The following is a 15564-nucleotide window of genomic DNA, read 5'->3' on the forward strand; positions in this document are numbered from 1 at the left end:
CCCATGGCCGATGCCTTCAGCGCCGATCGGCAAGGCATCTCACCACGCGATAGAAGATTGTTCAATAGTTTTTACAATCTTAGGTTGCAGTCTTCAGCAGATGCGCTGGAGAGGTCTTGCTTGAGGCCCGCACTGCCGGCAGGCTGCGGTCAAAGGCACCGAGGACCACCGCCATGTCGCAACTGCCCGCCGAAGACCCTGTCCTGGGCGATCCCCGCTCCTGCGAGGCGATCGAGCAGGTGATCGTGCCGCGCGCGCATGATCTCGGCGGTTTTTCGGTGCGCCGCGCCCTGCCCTCGATCGGGCGCAAGATGGTCGGCCCCTTCATCTTCTTCGACCAGATGGGGCCGGCCGAGTTCCTGCTGGGGCAAGGCATCGATGTCCGGCCGCACCCGCATATCGGGCTCTCGACGGTGACCTATCTGTTCGACGGCGAGATCATGCATCGCGACTCGCTGGGCACCGAACTCGCGATCCGACCCGGCGCGGTCAATCTGATGACGGCGGGGCGCGGTATCGTTCATTCCGAGCGGACCGGGCTGGAAGAGCGCCAGAAGCCGCCGAAGCTCTTCGGCATCCAGGCCTGGCTCGCCCTGCCGAAGTCGCATGAGGAAACCGCGCCGGAATTCATCCATCATGCGGCGCCCGAACTGCCCAGGATCGTCGAAGGCGGCAAGCGCATCAGCCTGATCATGGGGTCGGCCTATGGCCAGACCTCGCCGGTCCAGTTCCCATGGGACGCGCTCTATGCCGAAGCCGTGCTGTCGCCGGGCGCGATCCTGCCGCTCGACGCCGATTATGACGAGCGCGCGGTCTACATCGTCTCCGGCAAGATCGACATCGCCGGCGACGAATTCGGCGCCGGGCAGTTGCTCATCTTCAAGCCGGGCGACCGGATCTCGATCCTCGGCATCGACCAGAGCCGGTTGATGATCGTCGGCGGCGAGCCGATGGACGGGCCGCGCCATATCTGGTGGAACTTCGTCTCGTCCTCGAAGGAGCGCATCGACCAGGCCAAGGCGGAATGGAAGGCCGGGCGCTTCGACACGGTGCCCGGCGACGAGGCCGAGTTCATTCCGCTGCCTGAGGGGTAACAGCGTTCCAACGTCTGAGAAACTTGCCCAGGCGTAGCTTTTAAGCTACGAGAACACCATGCAGCTCGAAGTGCTCGCACCATATGAAGCGTGGGTTGCGGGACTTCGCGACAAACGTTTACGGGCCAAGATTGCAGTACGGCTGTTTCGGTTGGCCAACGGCAATCCCGGAGACCATCGCAATCTGACGGGCGGCATCAGCGAGTTGCGGATCGATTTCGGGCCGGGATACCGCATCTACTATGCCCGGCGCGGCGATCTGCTGATCCTGTTGCTGGGCGGGGGCGACAAGTCCACGCAGCATGACGACATCAGGCGGGCTTCCTCGACACTGAAGGGATGGGACCATGACCATCAACCTTGACCACGTCTCACGACCCTACGACATCGCGGAATTGGTTGCCGATCCCGAGGTCGCGCAAGGCTTTCTCGACGAGATCATCGCGGGCGGCGATCCGCAGGAAATCGCCGAGGCAATCGGGATCGTCGCGCGCGCGCAGGGCATGACCACGCTTGCGAAAGAGGCGGGGATGTCGCGCGAGTCGCTTTACCGCGCCCTGAGTGCCAACGGAAATCCGACATTGAGCACATTGCTCGTCGTCCTCAAGGCCATGGGCTTCAAGCTCAGCGGCGTCGAGCGCATCAGCCCGGCGTAGCCGGAACGCCTGATCGGCCCCGCGCCGCAGGTTCCCCCCCCTCCGGCATCGCCCTCAGCCTGGGCATGCTCGAGGCCAGGATCGCCAACGTCGAGAGGGCGAAGAAGCCGATCGGCAGCGCCATCGCCGCCTGCAACCCGAACCATTCGCCGGCGAAGCCGCCGGCCAGCGCGCCGAGCGGGCGCATGCCGTACATCGCGGTGGTCAGCGTCGCGCTGACGCGGCCGAGCAGGGCCGGCGGCGTCACCGCCTGGCGCAGGCTGGTCTGGGTGATGAACCAGAGGATCGGGCCGAAACCCAGGAGCAGGAAGGCGAGCCCGAGCGCGACGACGCCGAGCGCGGGTGGCGCCAGGGTCAGGGCCGCGACCCCGACAAGCGAGACGGCGGGGCCGAAGATCAGCAGGGCCCCGGTCGGCAGCCGAGCAATCAGCGTCGGCCCCATGAGGGCCGCTGCGATGGAGCCGATGCCGGCGATCGAGGAGGCCAGCCCGATAGCGGCCGGCTCCAGCAGCAGCACGCGCGCCGCATAGGGAACGAACAGCGCCAGAAAGGCGAAGAAAGCGAGGTTCCAGGCGATGGCGCAAAGCGCGATCGGCCTGAGATAGGGATGGCGCGCGACGAAGGCGCCGCCCTCGGCGATGGCGCGATGCAGCGGCAGTCTCGGCTGCGGCGCAGGCGCTGCGCCCGGGAGCCGCCCTGCAGCAACCAGAATGACGGCGCCCACAACCGCGCAGAGCAGCAGACCGAGCGGCCCGACGCCATGCGCCACCGCCCCGCCGGCGATCAGCGGCGACGCGAAGCTCAGCACCGCGCGGCCGAGTTCGAGGCGCCCGTTGGCGCGCGGCAGATCGCCGACCGCGACCATTCGCGGCAGCAGCACGAATATCGCCAAAGCGATGGTGACCGGCCCAGCCGCCGCGACAAAGGCCGAGGCGGCAAGCCCCGCGCCCACGAGGCCGAAGCCGAGCAGTGCCGAACCGGCGAGCGAGCCCGCCAGCATCAGCCCACCGCCAAGCCGGATCAGCGCACGTGGCGCGACACGGTCGGCGAAGACCCCGGCCGGCAGCGAGATCAGGAGCCAGGCGGCCGACTGCGCCGCGACCAGCAGTCCAACAAGGCGCGGGCTTGCGCCGCCCTGGGTGGCTGCAAGCGAAATCGTGTCGAGCGCCAGCTTGTCGGCAAATTGCGCGAGAACGCCCGTGACAAGCAGGGCGACCGGGAGCGGGGATGGCATGGGCGGGTTCCGACCTTCAGGATGATTCCAGAGGTCTCATCCCGCCAGCGCCGAACCCACCCGATTCCTGGCTCGTGACGACGAGCCGATGCCGGTCCGGCGCGCGAGCGCGCTCACGCCACCATCGGCGGAACCCTAAGGTGATGATCGGTCGCCTGTTGCAGGGCGTAACCGATGCGCAGCGCCATTGCCTCCTCATAGCCCTGGCAGCAGATCTGCAGGGAGAGCGGCAGCCCCGCGGCGGTGAAGCCGTTGGGCAGCGAGAGCGCGCACATATCGAGGAAGTTGCCGAAGCGGGTGAAGCGCGAGGGCATCACCGCCTGATCGACTTCGTCGAGCCGGATCGCCGGCATTGCCGTGCTCGGCGTCAGCAGGGCGTCGATGCCGGCCATGCCCGCCGCCATCTGGCGCTTGCATTCGACCTGCCGGCGCTTGGTGGCGAGATAAGCCTGAGCGGAGACGCCTCGGCCGCCGAGCACGCGCGCACGGACGGCATCATCCAGGAGCGCGCCGGCATCCTCGGCCAAGGCACCGTCGTTAAAATAGGCTTCTGCCTCAAGGATCGCCTGGGCCGAGAGGAAATCGGCGAAGGCGAAGGGCAGCGTCACGTCGACGATGTCGGCTCCGAGCCCGGCCAATGTCGCCAGCGAACGATCATAGGCGGCGAGGATATCGGCATCGACACCTGCGCGTTCGGAGGCCGGCATGCGCGCCAGCCGTAAGCCGCGCACGCCGCGCTTCAGTGTCGGCATCGGATCGACCGGCAGGATGCCGCGCGTGTTGGGATCGAGCGGATCGGGTCCCTGCAGAACGTTATAGAGCAGGGCGACGTCCATCACGTCGCGCGCCATCGGGCCGGGCGTGTCGAGCGATGTCGAGAGCGGCAGGACGCCATGCACGGAGACGCGGCCGATCGTGACCTTGAGCCCGGTCAAGCCGCAGAACGAGGCCGGCAGGCGCACCGAGCCGCCGGTATCCGTGCCGATCGCCCAGGGCGCGAGCCGGGCCGCCACCGCAACGCCCGAGCCGTTGCTGGAGCCGCCGGGCGTGCGCGCATGAACCGGATCCCAGGGGTTCCATGGGGTCCCCATATGCTGGTTCGTGCCCCAGCCGCCGAAGGCGAACTCGACGGTGTGGGTCTTGCCGAGCACGATCATGCCCTGCGCGATCATCCGCTGCGCGATCGTCGCCGTCAGGGTGGAACGGCGCTCGCGCCAGTTGGCGGAGCCGCCGGTGGTGACGCGGCCCTCCAACTCGACCAGATCCTTCAGCGCGACCGGCACACCGTGGAGCGGGCCGACGGCATGGCCGGATCGGATCGCCTTGTCCGCCCCTTCCGCCGCGAGCCGTGCATCCGCGCCGTAGACAGACACGAAGGATTGCAGCTTCGGATCGAATCGCTCGATGCGCGCCAGCAGCGCATCGACGACATCGACCGGCGAAAGCCGTCTGGCCGCGATCTCGCGCGCCAGGACATGGGCCGGCAGCAGCGCGGGATCGGTAATTTGAACGGGGACGTCATTCATCGCGGTCACTGCATGCTGACGAGCGTCAGATCGACGAACCAGGACTGGGGCGAGATGAAACCCTGGACCTTCTTCGACATGGCGCGCGGGTTGAGATCATGGACGATGTAGAGCCAGGGTGGGTTGTCGACCAGCCGCTCATGGGCGGCGGCGGTCGCCTCCGCCACGGCCTTGGGATCGTTTGCCTCTGCAAGCTTGACCAAAGCGGTCTCGAACGCGTCGTCCTTCCACTGCGCGAAATTGAAGCCGTTGGGCGGCGCTCCGGCAGCGGCGAAATAGCGGGCCATGACGCTGGGATCGGATGAGGGCGAGCTGATGTTCAGCGACATCGCTCCGTTCAGCGCCGGCGCATCGGGCAGAGCGCGCATGCTGTTCAGCAGGATCTGCCATTCCGTGACGACGAAATCGACCGTGACGCCGCAGGCCTCCTTGAGATTGGCCTGCATGAACTCGTTCATCGGCAAGGGCGACATCTGGCCTGAGCCGGAGGTGGAGATCATCACCTTGAACGACAGCGGCTTCTGGGCGGTGAAGCCGGCCTGCGCCAGCAGCGCCTTGCCCCTGGCGGGGTCGAACCGGTAGCGGTTTACGGGCTTGCCGAAATCCGGGTCGCTCGCCTTCAGCCAGCCCGAGGCGGGTTCTGCCGTGCCGTTGAGCAGGGAAACGATGGAGTCGCGATCCACGCAATAGTTCAGCGCCTGCCGGACCCTGACATCCTTGAAGGGGCTGTTGGTCGCGCCGATGTTGAAAAACCACGGCCAGACATGAGGATACGACCCGCTGGTGATCGTGAATCCGGCCTGTTTCAGCGACGGGATGCCGTCGGCCGGCGGGACCTCGATCCAGTCGACCTGGCCGGAGCGCAGCGCCGCGAGCCGGGCATTCGCCTCAGGGATCGGCTGGAGAACCACCTTGTCGAGCTTGGCCTTCTTGGTCGCATCCCAATATCCGTCATGGCGGACGAGTTCGACGCGTTCGCGCGGGGCGACGCTGGCGATCCGGAACGGCCCGGTGCCGGCCGACCCCTGAGTTCCGACCCTGGCCCAGTCGCGTCCCGCCTTCTCGAAGGATGCGGGCGAGGAGAGCAGGATCAACGCGGTCATGTACGGAAAATAGGAGGCGGGGCTCGCGGTGGTGATCGCGACCGTCATCTCGTCGATCTTGCGATAGCCGGTCATGATCGGCGCGCGGGCGCGCACGATGCCCGCGGCGGGCGGCTCGAACTGGGCAGAGTCCTTGTTGAAGTAACGTTCGAGATTCCAGATCACGGCGTCGGCATCGAACGCCGTGCCATCATGGAAGGTGACGCCGCGCCGCAAATGAAAGCGCCAGGTTTTGGGATCTTCAGGCACCTGCTCCCAGCGTTCCGCGAGCCCCGGTCGCAGCGGCGCCAGCCGATCGGTCGTCGTCAGATCCCACAGCACCAGGCTCTCGAAGACCGGGTAGCCGAGGAAGCGCATGCCCTCGAAGCCGTTATTGGGCATGCCCGTTGTCGTGGGAATGTCGGAGGCCGTCATCGCCACACGCAAAGTGCCCTGCGCGCGGACCGGATCGCCCATGCCAGCCAAAGCCAAACCCGCCACAGCGAGAGCGCCGGCGACAGAACGCAGACGGCCGAAGCCGGAACGACAGCGATGTGGATGATGGACCATGACAACTTCCCCCTCGACGCGACTGTTGCAGGGCTGAGACCGATTCGCAGCAAATTGCGGGCCAACCTGCGAGATCGCTTTAGCGCAGGCGCATGACCGCTTGTCGGCAGCGGCGCCCCTTTCGTGCGGCGCTAGTCGCCCTTGTGCCGCCCGGTCTGGATGCGATAGACCGGGCCCGTGACGAAGCGCCCGCCCACGCCGATCCTCGACCGCGTCCACACGCCCGAGGATCTCCGCAAACTGCCCGACAGCGACCTGCGTCAGGTTGCCGACGAATTGCGACTCGAGACGATCGATGCGGTCTCGGTCACGGGCGGCCATCTCGGCGCGGGGCTCGGCGTCGTCGAGCTCACGGTGGCGCTGCACCATGTCTTCGACACGCCGCGCGACCGGCTGATCTGGGATGTCGGCCACCAGGCCTATCCGCACAAGATCCTGACCGGCCGGCGCGAACGCATCCGCACGCTGCGCCAGCCCGGCGGCCTGTCTGGCTTCACCCGCCGCTCCGAGAGCGAATATGACCCTTTCGGCGCGGCCCATTCCTCGACCTCGATTTCGGCGGGGCTCGGCATGGCGGTGGCGCGCGATCTCGCCGGCGGCAGCAACAACGTCATCGCGGTGATCGGCGACGGGGCGATGTCGGCCGGCATGGCCTATGAGGCGATGAACAATGCCGGTGCGCTCGGCTCGCGCCTCGTCGTCATCCTCAACGACAACGACATGTCGATCGCCCCGCCGGTCGGCGCGATGTCGGCTTATCTTGCGCGACTGGTCTCGGGGCGGACCTACCGCTCGATCCGCGAAATCGCCAAGCATCTGGCCGAGCGGCTGCCGCGCTTCTTCCAGGACAAGGCCAAGCGGACGGAAGAATATGCCCGCGCGTTCTGGACCGGCGGAACGCTGTTCGAGGAGCTCGGCTTCTATTATGTCGGCCCGATCGACGGGCACAATCTCGACCATCTCCTCCCCGTTCTGCGCAATGTCCGCGACGCCGGCACCGGCCCGATCCTCGTCCATGTCGTGACGCAGAAGGGCAAGGGCTATGCCCCCGCTGAAGCCACGGCCGACAAATACCACGCCGTCGTCCGCTTCGACCCCGTCACCGGCCTGCAGGTCAAGGCTCCGGCGAACGCGCCAAGCTACACCGCCGTCTTCGGCAATGCCCTGATCAAGGCCGCCCGCGAGGACGAGAAGATCGTCGCTGTCACGGCCGCCATGCCGTCCGGCACCGGGATCGACGCCTTCGGTAAGGAATTTCCGGCCCGGACCTTCGATGTCGGCATCGCCGAGCAGCATGCCGTGACCTTCGCTGCCGGCCTTGCGACCGAAGGCTACAAGCCGTTCTGCGCGATCTATTCGACCTTCATGCAGCGGGCCTACGACCAGGTCGTCCACGACGTCGCGATCCAGAAGCTCCCCGTGCGCTTCGCGCTGGACCGGGCCGGGCTCGTCGGCGCCGATGGCGCGACGCATGCGGGTGCCTTCGACATCGCCTATCTCGCCTGCCTGCCCGAGATGGTGGTGATGGCGGCAGCCGACGAGGCCGAGCTGACCCATATGGTCGCCACGGCGGCTGCCTTCGACGAAGGGCCGATCGCGTTCCGTTACCCGCGCGGAGAGGGTGTCGGCGTCGAGATTCCCGATATCGGCGTGCCGCTCGAGATCGGCCGCGGGCGCATCGTGCGCGAGGGCGCGCGCGTCGCGCTGCTCTCGCTGGGAACACGGCTGGCGGAATGCCTGCTCGCCGCCGAACAGCTCGGCCAGCGCGGGCTTTCGACGACTGTCGCCGACGCCCGCTTCGCCAAGCCGCTTGACGAGGCGTTGATCCTGCGGCTTGCGCGCGAGCACGAGATTCTTGTCACGGTCGAGGAGGGCTCGGTCGGCGGCTTCGGCAGCCATGTTCTGCATCTGCTCGCCCGCAGCGGCCTGCTCGATGGTGGGCTGAAGGTTCGGACGCTGACCCTGCCGGACGTCTACCAGGAACACGACAAGCCCGACGCGATGTATGCCCGGGCCGGGCTCGACGCCGCCGGCATCGTGCGCACCGTCGAAGGCGCGCTCGGCGTGCCGGCTGCGATTAGGCGGGCCTGAAACACACCGGAATCCCTGCGATGAAGACCCGAGCAGACCAGTTGCTCGTCGAACGCGGGCTGTGCGAGAGCCGGGCGCGGGCGCAGGCGGCGATCGCGGCCGGTCTCGTCACCGCCGATGGCGAGCTTGTCCGCAAAGCCTCCCAGATGCTGGCGCAAACCGCCGTGCTGACTGCGCAGGCGCCGCATCCTTATGTCTCGCGCGGCGGGTTGAAGCTGGCCGGCGCGCTGGATGCCTTCCGTTTCGATCCGACCGGCCGGATCTGCCTGGATGTCGGGGCCTCGACGGGCGGATTCACCGATCTGCTGCTCCAGCGCGGCGCGGCCCATGTCATCGCGGTGGATGTCGGGCGCGACCAGTTGCACGCATCCCTGCGTGGCGATCCGCGCGTCACCAGCCTGGAGGCAAGGGACATCCGGACGCTGACGCCGGCCGATCTGCCCCAGGCCCCTTCGCTCGCGGCGATCGATGTCAGCTTCATCTCGCTGCGGCTGGTGCTGCCGGCGGTCGCCGCCCTGCTGACACCGGGCGCGCAGATCGCCGCGCTGATCAAGCCGCAATTCGAGGCCGGCCGCGCCGCGCTTAAGAAGGGCATCGTCCGGGATGAGGCCGTGCATCACAGCGTCTGCGCGCAGATCGTCGAGGCGATGTCGGTTCTGGGCTTTGCGGTGGACGGGCCCGTCCCCTCCCCGATCGAAGGCGGCGACGGCAACCGCGAATTCCTGATCGGCGGACGGCGGGCCGGCTGATCAGCGCGTCAGCAGGGCATCGACCTCGGCCTGCAGAGCATGGCTTTCCACCCGGCCGATATCGACCGCGCCATTGGCGTTGATGAACTGCGTGGCCCGGGCGATCTGCCGGCGCAATGCGTCGCCGGCCACTTCGACGATGGTTGCGGGGTCGAGGCCGTCATGCTTGTCGGCCAGGAGCGCGGTCGCGGTCGCGACCAGGCGCGCCATCGCCCGGCACAGCTCCTCGAAGGCGGCCCGGTTGGCGGGTGCGACGCGGTCATAGGCCGCGAGCGCCGACGGCGCGCAGCGCAGCAGCGATGTCTCGAAATGCTCGCGATAGCTGGCGCTGCGCCAGGCCTTCAAATCCTCGACCAGGCCGTGATCATCCACAGCCAGTTCGATCAGCATCAGCGCTTCGCTGTATCGGTTGAGAAAATCGGTGGAAAGCCGCGGCGCCGGGGACATGTGCTCCCTGGCGTCCGTCGAACCAGCCAGCGCCTTGATCGCCGAAACGCTCATCATGCTCCCCAAACCGCCGCGACTATGCTCGGGCAAACCCAAACAAAGTATTGATCCAAAGCAGCACCATGGCCACATCTGCCGATCATGTGCGGCCGCTATGCGATCACCCTGCCCCCGGCGTCGATGCGGACGCTGTTCGGCTACCCCGAGCAGCCGAATTTTCCGCCGCGCTACAACATCGCGCCAACGCAACCGGTGCCGGTGGTCCGCCAGCACGAGGGCAACAGGCAGTTCATGCTGATGCGCTGGGGCTTCATTCCTGGCTGGGTCAAGGATCCCAAGGATTTTCCGCTCGTCATCAACATCCGCAGCGAAACCGCCGCGACGAAGCCCTCGTTCAGGGCGGCGCTGACGCGGCGGCGCTGCCTGATGCCGGCGGACGGCTTCTACGAATGGCATCGCCTCGGTCAGGGCCGCCACGCCGAAAGCCGGGCCTATCTGTTCCGGCGGCCGGACCGCGATCTGTTCGCCTTCGCGGCCCTGTGGGAGACCTGGCATTCGCCGGACGGCTCCGAGATCGACACCGTCGCACTGGTCAACGGGCCGGCCAACGGGCTGATGGCGGCGATTCACGACCGTTGCCCGGTGATCATCGCGCCGCAAGATTTCGACGCCTGGCTCGACCCCGTGGCCGAAGCAGGCGCGATCGGTCCCCTGCTGCGGCCGCCACCGGATGAGTGGCTGGAGATGGTGCGGATCGGCAACGCGGTGAACAAGGTCGCCAATGACGGGCCGGAGGTGCAGGCGCCGTTCGATCATGCAGTGGTGGAGGCGGCCAAGGCAGGGACCAAGCCCCCTGCCCGGCCCAACAAAGCGGCCAAGGACGATGCTCAGGGCAATCTGTTCTGAGCCGTATCCGGTTCCAACAGTTCGACCCGGTTTTGGTCGAACTGTTGGAACTCACATCGTCAGAACCGCGCCGGGATTCAGGATGCCCTGCGGATCGAGCGTCGCCTTCAGCGTCTTCATGAGGGCCAGTTCGACCGGGTCCTTGACGCCCGGCAACAGGTCGCGCTTGAGGCGGCCGATGCCGTGCTCGGCCGAGATTGAGCCGTGCATCTCGCTGACGATGGCGTGGACCGCCTGGTTCATCGCGCTCCAGCCGGCGATAAAGACGGCCTTGTCGCCGCCGACCGGCTGGCTGACGTTGAAGTGGATGTTGCCGTCGCCAAGATGGCCGAAAGGCAGCGGCCGGCAGCCCGGCACCATCGCGATGACGGCCTCGGACGCCCTGGCAATGAAGGCCGGCACCGCATGCAGCGGCACCGAGACGTCGTGCTTGATCGAGCCGCCCTCATAGGTCTGCACCTCGGAGAGCATCTCGCGCAATTTCCAGAAATCGGCGCGCTGGGTGAGCGAGCCGGCGAGTGCAGCGTCGGTGACGAGGCCCTGCTCCAGCGCCTCGCCGAGAAAGGCTTCGACCGCCTCGTCGAGTCCGCTCGCAGACTGCGCCGAGACCTCCATGAGCACATACCAGGGCGACGGCTCCGAGAGCGGATCGCGTGTGCCCGAGGCATGTTTCAGGACGAATTCGACCCCGAGCCGCGACATCAGCTCGAAGGTGGTGAGCGTGCCGCCGGCACCGGCCTTGGCGGCGTTGAGCAGCATCAGCGCCGCTTCCGGATCGGGCACCGCGAGGAAGGCCGTGGCGCGCGCGGCGGGCAGCGGGAAGAGCTTCAGCACGGCGGCGGTGATGATGCCGAGCGTGCCCTCGGCGCCAATGAAGAGGTTCTTCAGATCGTAGCCGGTGTTGTCCTTGCGCAGTTGACGCAGGCCGTTCCAGATCCGCCCATCGGCGAGCACGACCTCGAGCCCCATGCAGAGCTCGCGGGCATTTCCATAGGCCAGCACCGCGGTGCCACCGGCATTGGTCGAGAGATTGCCACCGATGGTGCAGGAGCCTTCGGAGGCGAGCGAGAGCGGGAAGAGACGCCCCGCGCCTTCAGCCGCCACTTGCGCCTTCTGCAGCGTCAGCCCGGCCTCGACCGTCATGGTGTCGCTCTGCGCATCGATGCTGCGGATTTTGTCCATGCGCTGGAGCGAGAGGACGATCTCGCGGCCCTCGGCAATCGGGATCTGCCCGCCGACCAGCCCGGTATTGCCGCCCTGCGGCACGATGCGCGTTCCCGTCTTCGCCGCGAGCTTGACCAGTTCGGCGACCTCCTGGGTAGACCCCGGCCGAACCACCGCCTGCGCCTTGCCCCGGAACAGGTCGCGCCACTCCTTGAGATAGGGCACCATCGCGTCGGCATCGGTGACGACGTTCTTCGCGCCGATGATCGCCGCCATGTCGTCCAGGATGGATGCGCTCAAGCTTGCCTCCGGGTTGTCAGTTCTTGGCGCGCCGGAAGACGCCGACGAGCTCGATATGGGCGGAATAGCGGAACTGGTCGACGGGCGTGACACCCTCCAGCGCATAACCGCCCGCGATCAGGATCGCGGCATCGCGAGCAAAGCTGCCGACATCGCAGGATACATACACGACCGTACGCGTCTTGGCGGCGGCGAGACGCCGCACCTGCGCTTCCGCGCCCGCACGCGGCGGGTCGAGCACGACGGCGTCAAAGGCGTCGAGCTCATGCTCCAGCAGCGGCCGGCGGAACAGGTCGCGGATTTCGGTCGCGATCGGCTTCAGGCCTTGGGTCACTCCGGCCGCCCGCGACAGCGCCAGCAGCGCGGCCTTGTCGCTCTCGACGGCATGGACCTGCGCGCGCTCGGCCAGGCGCAGGCTGAACGGGCCGCAGCCGGCGAAGAGGTCCGCGACGCGTTTCGCCTTGGCCGGCACAGCCGCCAGCACCAGCGCGGAGATCGCCTCCTCGCCGGCGACCGTCGCCTGGAGGAAACCGCCGGGGGCGGGCGCGACCATCGCCTTGCCCATGCGCTGCTGCGGCGGGCGGCGCTCGACGACGATCTCGCCATGCATCGACAGCCGCGCCAGATCGAGCCGCTCGGCGGCTTCGGTCAGCGACAGCCGGAGCTTTTCGCCGGCCGGGCCATGGCCGCGGATATCGACATCGAGCCCGGCATCCGAGGCCGTGATCTGGATATCGAGCGGCTTGTTGGAGCCGCCGAGCCGGTTGGCGACAAGCTGGGCCACAGCCGGCGCGCGCGCCAAGGCGGGTGACAGCACCGGGCAGGCCGGCACCGCGATCAGATCATGGCTGCGCGCCACCATGAAACCGACCAGCATGCCAAGCCCCTGGCGATCGTCGCCCTCGCGCCGCGCATGAAAGGTGACGCGGCGGCGCCCCGCGCCATGGCCATCGACGATCCCGGCGACCGGCGCCGCGATCCCGGCCCGCGACAATGCCGTGACGACCTGCTGCCGCTTCCAGCCGTCGTAGAGCGCGGGCTCCATCTGCTGGGCGACACAGCCGCCGCAGATCGTGAACAGCGGACAGATCGGGGCGATGCGCGAATCGGCCGGCGTGATGATCTCGACGATCTGGGCGCGGTCGCCATCGCGCACGGCTCGCACGGTCTCGCCCGGCAGGGCATAGGGCACGAAGACGTCGCCGCCTGGCGTCGGTGCGATGCCGTCGCCGCGCTGGCCCAGCCGGGCCACCGAGAGAATTTCGTTCATGGCGAGCGTCATCGGGGTCGAATTGTCTCCTGCGGGGCCAAACGCCGGCCGCTTTCTTCCGAAGCGGCGCCAAAGGGCGCGAAGCGGATGACCTGTTCCGCGCTTTCGCCTATCAGGTCGGGAGCAAACAGGGAAATTTTGCCATGACCATCCGCGACGGCGTCATCGAGGCCATCGGCAACACTCCGCTGATCAAGCTGAAGCGCGCCTCGGAGGCGACGGGCTGCAGCATCCTCGGCAAGGCCGAATTCATGAACCCCGGCCAGTCGGTCAAGGACCGCGCCGCGCTGGCGATCATCCGCGACGCCGAGAAGCGCGGACAGTTGCGGCCCGGCGGCGTCATCGTCGAGGGCACGGCCGGCAATACCGGCATCGGCATCGCGCTGGTCGGCAATGCGCTGGGCTATCGCAGCGTGATCGTGATCCCGGAGACGCAGAGCCAGGAGAAGAAGGACATGCTGCGGCTGGCCGGCGCGACGCTGGTCGAGGTGCCCGCCGTCGGCTACGCCAACCCCAATAATTACGTGAAGGTCTCGGGCCGGCTTGCCGCCCAGCTGGCGAAGACGGAAGCCAACGGCGCGATCTGGGCCAACCAGTTCGACAACACCGCCAACCGGCAGGGCCATGTCGAGACGACCGGACCCGAAATCTGGGCGCAGACCGACGGCAAGGTCGATGGCTTCATCTGCGCGGTCGGCACCGGCGGCACGCTGGCGGGCACCGGCATCGCGCTGAAGCAGTTCAACCCCAAGATCACGATCGGGCTGGCCGACCCGATGGGCGCGGCGCTGCACGCCTTCTACACGACAGGCGCACTCAAATCCGAAGGTTCCTCGATCACCGAGGGCATCGGGCAGGGCCGGATCACCGCCAATCTGGTCGATGCGCCGATCGACATCTCGTTCCAGATCCCCGACGCGGAGGCGATTCCGATCGTCTTCGATCTGCTGGAACATGAAGGCCTGTGCCTGGGTGGCTCGTCGGGCGTCAATGTCGCCGGCGCGATGCGGCTGGCGCGGCATCTGGGGCCCGGCCACACCATCGTGACCATCCTGTGCGACTACGGCACGCGTTACCAATCCAAGCTGTTCAACCCGGAGTTCCTGCGCTCGAAGGGGCTGCCCGTGCCGGGCTGGCTGGAGCGGGACAATCCGGCGCTGAGAGAGGTGATGGCACGTGTGATGGGCTAAGATTCGTTCAGCAGGCGTGGAAGCCGGTGCCGATGGTGTCGGCGAAGGTCAGGATGCCGCGGATGGCGGGGCCGGACATGGCAGGCTCGATGACGATGGCGCTGCCCTCCGGGAATGCGGGGCCGCCCACGATACGACCCAGAACCATGATCGCCGGCGTGCGATGTCCGACGAGGACCCGATTGACGCCCGCCCGCACCGGCGCACTGAAGAGTGCGCGGTGTCCGTCCAGGACGGCTGCGAGCCTCGCGCCGGCATAGTCATCCGCAGTCAAGGCCTCGTCGATTGCCACCGCCTCCTCGCCGAATGCCAGTTCGGCTGTGTCCCGGGCGCGGTAGACAGGCCCGGCCCTCACGGGCTTTTCGACAGGGATCCCCAGCCGCAGGAGCGCCGCGCCGATCTCACGCGATTGCCGTCGCCCGGCCTCCGAAATATTGCGCTGACCGGCCCGGTCTCCGATGCGAAAAGACCGATCACAGGGCATGCCGGACGTATCGGCATGCCGGAAATACAAGACCAGTCCCCCGCGGCGCAGCCGTTCGACAAGGGGAGCGCCCTCAGGTGAATCCGCCGCGACAGGCATGGCCTTCGCGACAGATTTGGCCTCCGCGACAGGCTTGGCCTCGGCGCGAAAAGAGGCCGCGAGCAGGAAGACCGCCAGAGCCGGCAGGATCGCGCACCTCAAGGCGGTCATGATCGCTGACCCTGCCGTTTTTCGGGACGGGCCAACTGACTTTCTCGCTCGCCGCTGCCATGGTTGGGCCATGCTCAACAGTTCCTCCCCTCTCGCCCGGCTGATCGACGCGCCGATGAGGCCCGGCCGAATCGTCTGGATCGGCCTCAGGCCGAGCCGACGCATGATCATGGTCGACGTCGATGCCGCGACGCTCGATACGGAGCAAGGCCTGATCGGCGATCACTATAGCAGCCGCACCGGCGGAGCCCGGCATGTGACACTGATCCAGGCCGAGCATCTCTCCGCCATCGCAGCCCATCTCGGGCTGGACGCCATCGCGCCAGAGCAGCTTCGGCGCAACATCGTGGTTTCAGGCATCAACCTCGCGGCATTGAAGGGCCGGCGCTTCACGCTCGGCGATGCGCTGCTGGAGGCGACCGGCGAATGCCATCCCTGCTCGCGCATGGAGGAGATCCTCGGCGAAGGCGGATACAACGCCGTGCGCGGCCATGGCGGGATCACGGCTCGGGTGGTCGCAAGTGGGATGATCCGGATCGGAGATCAGGTGGCGCGGGAGACCTTGCTTGTCGCCGGTGCAACCTAACGGGC

Annotated in this window: 15 protein-coding genes; 8 read left to right on the forward strand and 7 right to left on the reverse strand. The window is 67.5% G+C overall.

The annotated features are described in order from the left end of the window. The first annotated feature begins 173 nt into the window (after nt 1-173). From IP69_RS16705 to IP69_RS16715, 3 genes are read left to right on the forward strand one after another with little or no spacing between them, the layout of a single operon-like run. Complete coding sequence (locus IP69_RS16705; RefSeq protein ID WP_054143961.1) at nt 174-1094, forward strand: pirin family protein; 921 nt, start codon at nt 174-176, stop codon at nt 1092-1094. A 58-nt stretch (nt 1095-1152) separates the two neighbouring features. Beyond that, entirely contained in the window at nt 1153-1458 is a 306-nt protein-coding gene (locus tag IP69_RS16710) for a type II toxin-antitoxin system RelE/ParE family toxin (protein ID WP_054143962.1), read from the forward strand. Further along, nucleotides 1442-1750, forward strand: coding sequence for an addiction module antidote protein (locus tag IP69_RS16715; RefSeq protein ID WP_054143963.1), 309 nt, complete (start codon nt 1442-1444; stop codon nt 1748-1750). Before IP69_RS16710 ends, IP69_RS16715 begins: the two co-directional genes overlap by 17 nt. Here the strand turns inward: IP69_RS16715 and IP69_RS16720 are convergent. The 3 genes from IP69_RS16720 to IP69_RS16730 all read right to left on the reverse strand — a co-directional run bounded on the left by IP69_RS16720 (nt 1737) and on the right by IP69_RS16730 (nt 6069). Next, nucleotides 1737-2984, reverse strand: a complete 1248-nt coding sequence (locus tag IP69_RS16720) for an MFS transporter (protein WP_054143964.1) — start codon at nt 2982-2984, stop codon at nt 1737-1739. The genes IP69_RS16715 and IP69_RS16720 overlap by 14 nt on opposite strands. A gap of 113 nt (nt 2985-3097) precedes the next feature. Further along, nucleotides 3098-4510 carry an amidase gene (locus IP69_RS16725; RefSeq protein ID WP_054143965.1) on the reverse strand — a complete coding sequence of 471 codons (1413 nt, stop codon included), beginning with the start codon at nt 4508-4510 and terminating at the stop codon, nt 3098-3100. Between the two features lie 5 nt (nt 4511-4515). Then, entirely contained in the window at nt 4516-6069 is a 1554-nt protein-coding gene (locus tag IP69_RS16730) for an ABC transporter substrate-binding protein (RefSeq protein ID WP_248306869.1), read from the reverse strand. A 270-nt stretch (nt 6070-6339) separates the two neighbouring features. Here IP69_RS16730 and dxs point away from each other — a divergent pair, with 270 nt between their 5' ends. Both dxs and IP69_RS16740 read left to right on the forward strand, forming a co-directional pair. Continuing rightward, nucleotides 6340-8253, forward strand: a complete 1914-nt coding sequence (gene dxs, locus IP69_RS16735; RefSeq protein WP_054143967.1) for a 1-deoxy-D-xylulose-5-phosphate synthase — start codon at nt 6340-6342, stop codon at nt 8251-8253. An 11-nt stretch (nt 8254-8264) separates the two neighbouring features. Continuing rightward, nucleotides 8265-9002, forward strand: coding sequence for a TlyA family RNA methyltransferase (locus tag IP69_RS16740; protein ID WP_156323507.1), 738 nt, complete (start codon nt 8265-8267; stop codon nt 9000-9002). Here the strand turns inward: IP69_RS16740 and IP69_RS16745 are convergent, their stop codons facing one another. Beyond that, a complete protein-coding gene (locus tag IP69_RS16745) occupies nt 9003-9506 on the reverse strand; it encodes a hypothetical protein (protein WP_054143969.1) in 504 nt (167 codons plus the stop codon). 84 nt (nt 9507-9590) lie between these two features. Between IP69_RS16745 and IP69_RS16750 the strand changes: the two genes are divergently transcribed. Beyond that, nucleotides 9591-10355: an SOS response-associated peptidase gene (locus tag IP69_RS16750; RefSeq protein WP_054143970.1), complete on the forward strand. Its 765-nt coding sequence runs from the start codon at nt 9591-9593 to the stop codon at nt 10353-10355. Between the two features lie 51 nt (nt 10356-10406). Here IP69_RS16750 and IP69_RS16755 read toward each other — a convergent pair whose 3' ends face one another. Further along, a complete protein-coding gene (locus IP69_RS16755) occupies nt 10407-11795 on the reverse strand; it encodes an FAD-binding oxidoreductase (RefSeq protein WP_054143971.1) in 1389 nt (462 codons plus the stop codon). A 40-nt stretch (nt 11796-11835) separates the two neighbouring features. Then, nucleotides 11836-13089 carry a class I SAM-dependent RNA methyltransferase gene (locus tag IP69_RS16760; protein WP_054144018.1) on the reverse strand — a complete coding sequence of 418 codons (1254 nt, stop codon included), beginning with the start codon at nt 13087-13089 and terminating at the stop codon, nt 11836-11838. A gap of 143 nt (nt 13090-13232) precedes the next feature. On the opposite strand from IP69_RS16760, the gene IP69_RS16765 reads away from it, so the two are divergent. Beyond that, complete coding sequence (locus IP69_RS16765; RefSeq protein WP_054143972.1) at nt 13233-14279, forward strand: cysteine synthase A; 1047 nt, start codon at nt 13233-13235, stop codon at nt 14277-14279. A gap of 7 nt (nt 14280-14286) precedes the next feature. Here the strand turns inward: IP69_RS16765 and IP69_RS16770 are convergent, their stop codons facing one another. After that, nucleotides 14287-14973: a histidine phosphatase family protein gene (locus IP69_RS16770; RefSeq protein WP_054143973.1), complete on the reverse strand. Its 687-nt coding sequence runs from the start codon at nt 14971-14973 to the stop codon at nt 14287-14289. 163 nt (nt 14974-15136) lie between these two features. On the opposite strand from IP69_RS16770, the gene IP69_RS16775 reads away from it, so the two are divergent. After that, a complete protein-coding gene (locus IP69_RS16775; RefSeq protein WP_248306870.1) occupies nt 15137-15559 on the forward strand; it encodes an MOSC domain-containing protein in 423 nt (140 codons plus the stop codon). Nucleotides 15560-15564: the final 5 nt, after the last annotated feature.

Origin of the sequence: Allobosea sp. AAP35, from assembly GCF_001295925.1 — a bacterium.
In the GTDB taxonomy this organism is placed as follows: domain Bacteria; phylum Pseudomonadota; class Alphaproteobacteria; order Rhizobiales; family Beijerinckiaceae; genus Allobosea.

Coding starts and splice junctions, on each gene's coding strand:
- IP69_RS16765 (WP_054143972.1), top strand. CDS start 13,233: ATGACCATCCGCGACGGCGTCATCGAGGCCATCGGCAACACTCCGCTG.
- IP69_RS16710 (WP_054143962.1), top strand. CDS start 1,153: ATGCAGCTCGAAGTGCTCGCACCATATGAAGCGTGGGTTGCGGGACTT.
- IP69_RS16725 (WP_054143965.1), bottom strand. CDS start 4,510: ATGAATGACGTCCCCGTTCAAATTACCGATCCCGCGCTGCTGCCGGCC.
- IP69_RS16775 (WP_248306870.1), top strand. CDS start 15,137: ATGATCATGGTCGACGTCGATGCCGCGACGCTCGATACGGAGCAAGGC.
- IP69_RS16770 (WP_054143973.1), bottom strand. CDS start 14,973: ATGACCGCCTTGAGGTGCGCGATCCTGCCGGCTCTGGCGGTCTTCCTG.
- IP69_RS16720 (WP_054143964.1), bottom strand. CDS start 2,984: ATGCCATCCCCGCTCCCGGTCGCCCTGCTTGTCACGGGCGTTCTCGCG.
- IP69_RS16755 (WP_054143971.1), bottom strand. CDS start 11,795: ATGGCGGCGATCATCGGCGCGAAGAACGTCGTCACCGATGCCGACGCG.
- IP69_RS16745 (WP_054143969.1), bottom strand. CDS start 9,506: ATGATGAGCGTTTCGGCGATCAAGGCGCTGGCTGGTTCGACGGACGCC.
- IP69_RS16715 (WP_054143963.1), top strand. CDS start 1,442: ATGACCATCAACCTTGACCACGTCTCACGACCCTACGACATCGCGGAA.
- IP69_RS16750 (WP_054143970.1), top strand. CDS start 9,591: ATGTGCGGCCGCTATGCGATCACCCTGCCCCCGGCGTCGATGCGGACG.
- IP69_RS16760 (WP_054144018.1), bottom strand. CDS start 13,089: ATGAACGAAATTCTCTCGGTGGCCCGGCTGGGCCAGCGCGGCGACGGC.
- IP69_RS16730 (WP_248306869.1), bottom strand. CDS start 6,069: ATGGGCGATCCGGTCCGCGCGCAGGGCACTTTGCGTGTGGCGATGACG.
- IP69_RS16705 (WP_054143961.1), top strand. CDS start 174: ATGTCGCAACTGCCCGCCGAAGACCCTGTCCTGGGCGATCCCCGCTCC.